Raw genomic sequence first — 6,064 nt, forward strand, 5'->3', positions numbered from 1 at the left:
AGGCCAAGTGCGGCCACGGTGGTGTCACCGCGTATCAGCCGAGCCAGTTCACGTTGGCGCTGCGCCAGTTCGTCGAATGTTTGCAGGCACATGATCGTTTCGTTCGCCAGGCCCGGCACGTTGGCAAGCCGCACTGCGAGCAGTTCCAGCTCGATTGCCGTTTGTTCCAGTTCGGCAGCCACGCCAGCACCAGCGTCAATGATCATCACACCCAGTTGCGCCGTCATGCTGCCGCCAGTGATGCGGTCTGCGCCGCGCCGCCTGCTGCGCGAATGGCTTGCACCCCCGCTTCGCCATCGGCGTCCAGTCCAGGCAGAAGATTGACGGACGCGGCAGCGCCGGCAGCCTTGGCGACCGAAGCCAGCAGCAAATCGGCCGATGGCCGCACGCCGGCAATCGGGGGACGATCGATCAATCGGATGGTTCCGCCGGGCCAGGTATCGACAATGGCATGCAGATCTGGATCGGCAACGACATGCACGGTCCCTGCCGCCAGCACCATTCCGTCGGTCGCCAGCACCACGCGCGGCACTGCAACATTGGCCAACAGCGCCAACAACGCCGCCGGATTACGATCAGTGCGCGCCAGCAGGATGGTGGGCGGGATATCGGCGGCCAGCAGCAACACTGCGCCCATGGCGGGGCGCAGTTCGCCGGACGCAATGACCATTAATGGTCGGATGTCGGCTGTGGCCATTTCAGCGAGCGGCGTTGGCACCGGCGCATTGGCGGCGTTCAACACAACCTCGCACAAAGAGGCATAATTTCTGGCGGTTTCCTCGGGCGTGGCCGACCGCAGCTTGGGCACGCAGGCCGCAGCGCCAAGTGCCCGCGCGCGCAATGTGGTTTCGGCGCCTTCCTGCGTGTGGCTTGATACCATGATCACCGGCATTGGCGTCGTGGCCATCACTTCTTCCAGAAAATCGATGCCGTTCATGCCGGGCATTTCGATATCCAGCGTCATCACGTTCGGCCGGCACTCGGCGATCAGCTTGCGCGCTTCGGCGGCGCTGGCGGCATTGCCGATCACCTCGATTTCCGGCGAGCTTTCGAGCGCGGTGGTATAAAGAGCCCGCATCGAAAAACTGTCATCAACCACCAGGACTTTGGTTTTTGGCATAAAAATTGCTTTCAGGTTTGAGCAGTTCAGGCAGCCATTGCCGGCAAATCGTCGGCCAGACGGGCGAGATCGAGCACCATCACCATCAGATCACCGGCCGGAAACACGCCTTCGATCATGCCGGCAACATGGTTGTGGATATCAGCAGCTGGCGGTTGCAGGCCGCCGTCTGGCACTGTCACGATATCGCTGACCGTATCGACCAGAAAACCGCGCAGCTGCTCGTTATGGCGCGCGACGATGATGACGTGCCGCGATGTCGGCTCGGCAGCGCGCCAACCCAAACGCATCGCCAGATCAACCACCGGCAGCACGGCGCCGCGCAGATTGACGACGCCAGCAAAATGCGGCGGCACATGGGGCAGCCGCGTGACCGGCGTATAGGCCCGGATCTCGCGGATCGCATTGATATCAAAGCCAAAGCTCTGGCCGTCGACGGTGAAAGTGATCAGTTGGCGCATAGGCGGCTCCGCAGTCGGTATCGATCAGTGAATCACGCGCCGAATGGCGGCGATCAGCTTTTGGGGATCAAATGGCTTGACGATCCAGCCCGTCGCACCGGCAGCGCGCGCGCGGGCCTTTTTCTCGTCCGAGCTTTCGGTGGTGAGCACCAGGATCGGGCAATCGGCGAACGCCGGCTGCGCGCGCAGCTGGGCGATCAGCCCGAAGCCATCCAGCCGTGGCATGTTGATATCCGTGATGATCACATCGGGCCGGGGGTGATCCTTGAGCCACGCCAGCGCCGCCAGCCCGTCTTCGGCTTCGGCAACAGCGTGGCCGTGCGGCGATAGCGCCACGCGCAGCAAGGCGCGCATCGAGGGGCTGTCATCCACGATCAAGGTGCTGATCGGCGGCGCATCGGCTGAGGGGGGGGGCTGATCCATGCTTGGCTCCGGTTCAGTATCGTTCAAAACAATTCAACATCGTTCCGAGCGCGAGTCTGCGCCCTGACCGGCGGCGGCACAGCGCGCGCATCGACCACCAGGGAGCGCACGCGCCCCGACGACGGCGCAAATTCGACCCGCCGCGCCGCGCGGCCACCCAGATCGGCAACGAGACATTCAATGCCCTCCCGCGCCATGAAGTCTTGCGCAAAGGCGGCGTTGGCCTGACCCACAAACGCCATTGCCGGATTGAAATTGGCGCCGCCATACAAGCGCGCCCGCAGCCGGCTGCGCTGGGCACCGCGCACCAGCATGGCGTTGATCAATATCTCCATCAGATAGACGCCATAGGCTTCGTCGGCACCATTGAGGCCGGTTGCACCCGGCTCAGCCAGCAGGAAATGGTTCATGCCGCCAAGCCGCGCCACGGGATCATAAAGACAGGCCGCCACACAGCTGCCGAGCACCGTGGTGAGCACAATGCCGGACACATCGCTGACCTCGGCCGTGCCTTGCAGCACGGTGATCCGGCGTTCGCGCGCCTTGATTATTTCCATTGCGCTCATGTGGCGCACGCCATCAGCACATGCGCCGCAATCCGATCGAGCGGCAGGATATGTTCGGCCGCGCCCAGCTCGGCTGCCGCTCGCGGCATGCCGTAGACGGTGGAGCTGTGTTCGTCTTGGGCAACAGTCGTGCAGCCGGCCCGCCGCATGGCAAGCAGGCCGTGAGCGCCGTCGCTGCCCATCCCCGTCAGCAGCACGCCAATGGCAGCGCCCGGTGCCGCGGCAGCCACCGATTGGAACAGCACATCCACACTCGGGCGGTGCCCGGATTCGGGCGGGGTTGGCCGCAGCCGGGCGCGAAAATCGCCCGGTTGTCCACCCAGCAGCAGATGCGCATCGTTGCTGGCGGCCAGCACCACGGTACCGCGGCGCAGCGGCGCATCGGCTGTGGCCGCCACCACTCTGGGCCGATGCCGGCTGTCCAGCAGTTGCGCCAGACCGGCGACATAGCGTTCCTGCGTGTGCTGCACGATCAGAGTGGGCGGGCAATCGGCAGGAAACCCGGCCAGCAATGCGTCCAGCGCCTCGATACCGCCCGTTGAGGCGCCGATGGCAATCAGGCCAGGCCGCGCCGCGGTGTTCACCCCGGCAGCGCGGCGCACCAGCCCGGCCAGGCGTCCTTCGTCACAATCGAGAAATCCGCCGTTCACGGGCTTGGTGTAATAGCTGGCCGCGCCCATGCGCATTGCTTCATCGGCAATTTCAGGGTTGCTGTGGCTGGATACAACAATCACCGGCAACGGCCGCAGCCGCATCAGCTTTTCAAGAAATTCAAATCCGTCCATGTCGGGCAACTCAAGATCCAGCGTCACCACGTCGGGGTTGGTTGCACGGATCAGGGCCCGTGCTTCGCTGATGCTGCCGGCGGCGCCCACCACCTCGATCAACGGATCACGGCGCAGCACGGCGCTGATCAGCGCGCGCATGGTCGGCGAATCGTCGATGATGGCCACGCGGATCATGCGGCAGCCGTGCGACGATAGATGGTGTTTCCAGCCGGCTTGAGCAGCGCAGCTGCAGCCCCAGTGACGCGCTCCGAATGGCCGATATACAGGAAACCGCCCGGTTCAAGATGCTGCGCAAAGCGGCACAGCAGGCGTTGCTTGGTGGCGGCATCGAAGTAAATCATCACGTTGCGGCAAAAAATGGCATCAAATGTGCCGCTGATCGGCCAATCCTCGATCAGATTGAGGCGGCGAATACTCACAAGATCACGCAGCACAGCATTCATCGTCACTGCGCCGTCGGCCTCGTCGCACCACAGCCGGCGCAACGCCTCTGGCACGGCGGCCATTTCGGCCACTGGCCAACACGCCTTGCGGCCCACGGCCAGTGCGTGCTCGGCAATATCGGTGGCCAGCAACCGCAAATCGCTGTTCTGCAGCCGACGGGCGGCGCTGCTGTCGCTGCCCAGCATCACCATCGCCAGCGAATACACCTCAGCACCTGTCGAACAGCCGGCAGACCACAGCCGCACCCGGCCGCCATCCAGCAGCCGCGGCACCAGCGTTGGCCGCAAGATGCTGCTTACATGGCTGAAATGATGGCCTTCGCGAAAAAAGCCGGTGTGGTTGGTCGTGAGCGCGCCGAGCATGCTGTCATATTCAGCCGGATCGCGGCGCACGCGGTCCAAATAGTCCTTCATGCTGGCATCGCCGTGCCGGCGCAGCAGCGGCGCCAGCCGCGATGCGACCATCATCGTCTTGCCAGGATGCACCACCAGCCCGGCGGCATCGTGCACCATGCCGGCAATGGTGCCGAAATCCTGCGGCGTCATGGCGCCGGCGGCAGCGAGAGCACCGCTCATGCGGCGCGCCGGTCGATCAGCGCGCGCGCCACCACCGCTTCCACGTCGATGATCAGTGCGACATGCCCGTCGCCCAATATTGTCGCGCCGGCGATGCCCGGCACGGGACGGTAATTATTTTCCAGGCTCTTTATGACGAACTGCCGATTGTCGAGAATGGCATCGACGCGTAGCGCCACCCGCGCCGCCGATTCGGTTTCGACGATGATCAGCACACCGTCCGTGCAGCTTGTTGCCCCCACGGCATCGGCAAGATCGATCACCGGCACGAATTCGCCGCGCATATTGAGCATCTGGCGCGTGCCCATCTGGTGCAGCAAATCGGCGGGCGGACGCAGCGTTTCGATAATGGTCAGCAATGGCACCACCAGGGTTTCACTGCCGGCTCGCACGATCATTCCGTCGGCGATGGCCAGCGTTAGCGGCAGGGTGAGCGTGAACACACTGCCAAGCCCGGGTTCTGACTGGATGGTGATACGTCCGCCAAGCTCTTTCACAGTCTGCCGCACCACATCCATGCCCACGCCGCGCCCCGATATGCTCGAAACATTTGATGCTGTTGAAAAACCGGGCGCAAAGATGAGATTGTCAATCTCCTCATCATCAAGTCGCGCATCGGCCGGCACCAGGCCGCGCTCGATGGCCTTGGCCAACACCCGCGGCCGATCGATGCCGCGCCCGTCGTCGGCCAGCGTAATGAAAATTCGCCCGCCGCGGTGTCCGGCCGCAAGCCGCAGACTGCCCTCGCCCGGCTTGCCGGCTGCGCGCCGCGCCGATGCATCCTCGATGCCATGATCGATGGCGTTGCGCACCAGATGGGTCAGCGGCTCAGCGAGCCGTTCCACCACGAGCTTGTCAAGCTCAGTGGCTTCGCCGCTGATCTCCAGCGCCACGCTCTTGCCGGTGGCTTCGGCAAGCTCCCGCACCAGCCGAGGCATCCGGTTGAACACTGCCGCCACCGGCTGCGCGCGAATGGCCATGACATTGTCCTGCAGATCGCGGGTGAGCGTATCGAGAAGGCCAAGGCATTCCAGCGTCGCGGGCGGCTGATCGGCCAGATGTTGCGCCAGCATGGCCTGCGCAATTACCAGTTCGCCAACCGTATCGAACAGCCGCTCCAGCTTGCCAAGATCGACTCGAATGGTCTGCGCCGCCGCAGCGCGCAGCGACACTGCCGATGCTGCGGGGCTTGGCGGCTGGGGTGCGGCCAATTCAGGCCCGCCGGTTTCGGTGCTGGCTGCCGGGGCGGCAACAATTGCCGCTACCGCCACGCCCGCGCTTTCCAGGGCGTCTGCGGGCACTGACGTTGCAATGCGCACATCGATGCTGTCCCCAGCGAAATCGAAAATCTCCTCGATGTCGGCGCGGGCAACGCTGCCGGGCAAGTGCACATCCCAGCGCAGCCATGCCCGGGGAACATCCAGCAAGGCCAACGGCGGCAGTCCGCTCAAATCGCACGTCATCCGGCCGCCCAGGTGCCGCAGTTCCCGCAGCAACAGCAACGGCTCCCCGCCATTGGCCAGTGCGGCATCACGCGGCGTTACCTGCACCAGCCATTGGGCTGGCTGGCTGGCGGCTGGCTCGGGCGCTGCGGGTGCAGCCGACAACGTGGCCAGCAACGCATCAAGATCGAAAGAATGCACGCTGGCTGCTGGCGCGCTGGCTGCTGGCGCGCTGGCTGCTGGCG

At 64.5% G+C, this 6,064-nt stretch carries 8 protein-coding genes; all 8 read right to left on the reverse strand.

Annotated elements, in window-relative coordinates:
• Window positions 1-182, reverse strand: a 182-nt coding sequence (locus ABWP50_RS08735; RefSeq protein ID WP_353217612.1) for a hypothetical protein, incomplete at its 3' end; no start/stop codon positions are given.
• 41 nt (window positions 183-223) lie between these two features.
• A complete protein-coding gene (locus ABWP50_RS08740) occupies window positions 224-1,120 on the reverse strand; it encodes a response regulator (protein ID WP_353217613.1) in 897 nt (298 codons plus the stop codon).
• Window positions 1,121-1,146: 26 nt separating this feature from the next.
• Entirely contained in the window at window positions 1,147-1,581 is a 435-nt protein-coding gene (locus ABWP50_RS08745) for a chemotaxis protein CheW (RefSeq protein WP_353217614.1), read from the reverse strand.
• A gap of 24 nt (window positions 1,582-1,605) precedes the next feature.
• Entirely contained in the window at window positions 1,606-2,004 is a 399-nt protein-coding gene (locus tag ABWP50_RS08750) for a response regulator (protein ID WP_353217615.1), read from the reverse strand.
• Window positions 2,005-2,027: 23 nt separating this feature from the next.
• Entirely contained in the window at window positions 2,028-2,570 is a 543-nt protein-coding gene (locus tag ABWP50_RS08755) for a chemotaxis protein CheD (RefSeq protein WP_353217616.1), read from the reverse strand.
• Window positions 2,567-3,532: a chemotaxis protein CheB gene (locus ABWP50_RS08760; protein WP_353217617.1), complete on the reverse strand. Its 966-nt coding sequence runs from the start codon at window positions 3,530-3,532 to the stop codon at window positions 2,567-2,569. The genes ABWP50_RS08755 and ABWP50_RS08760 overlap by 4 nt, the downstream gene beginning before the upstream one ends.
• Window positions 3,529-4,377 (reverse strand): CheR family methyltransferase, encoded by an 849-nt coding sequence (locus ABWP50_RS08765; protein WP_353217618.1) that lies wholly within the window; start codon window positions 4,375-4,377, stop codon window positions 3,529-3,531. The genes ABWP50_RS08760 and ABWP50_RS08765 overlap by 4 nt, the downstream gene beginning before the upstream one ends.
• A partial coding sequence (locus tag ABWP50_RS08770) for a chemotaxis protein CheA (protein WP_353217619.1) occupies window positions 4,374-6,064 on the reverse strand: 1,691 nt, incomplete at its 5' end. The genes ABWP50_RS08765 and ABWP50_RS08770, both read right to left, overlap by 4 nt.

It is taken from the genome of Sandarakinorhabdus sp. (assembly GCF_040398645.1).
Taxonomy (GTDB): Bacteria; Pseudomonadota; Alphaproteobacteria; order Sphingomonadales; family Sphingomonadaceae; genus Sandarakinorhabdus.

What these genes read in the sequence shown, in the direction of transcription:
- ABWP50_RS08740 (WP_353217613.1), bottom strand. Translation starts at nt 1,120, where the DNA reads ATGCCAAAAACCAAAGTCCTGGTGGTTGATGACAGTTTTTCGATGCGG.
- ABWP50_RS08745 (WP_353217614.1), bottom strand. Translation starts at nt 1,581, where the DNA reads ATGCGCCAACTGATCACTTTCACCGTCGACGGCCAGAGCTTTGGCTTT.
- ABWP50_RS08750 (WP_353217615.1), bottom strand. Translation starts at nt 2,004, where the DNA reads ATGGATCAGCCCCCCCCCTCAGCCGATGCGCCGCCGATCAGCACCTTG.
- ABWP50_RS08755 (WP_353217616.1), bottom strand. Translation starts at nt 2,570, where the DNA reads ATGAGCGCAATGGAAATAATCAAGGCGCGCGAACGCCGGATCACCGTG.
- ABWP50_RS08760 (WP_353217617.1), bottom strand. Translation starts at nt 3,532, where the DNA reads ATGATCCGCGTGGCCATCATCGACGATTCGCCGACCATGCGCGCGCTG.
- ABWP50_RS08765 (WP_353217618.1), bottom strand. Translation starts at nt 4,377, where the DNA reads ATGAGCGGTGCTCTCGCTGCCGCCGGCGCCATGACGCCGCAGGATTTC.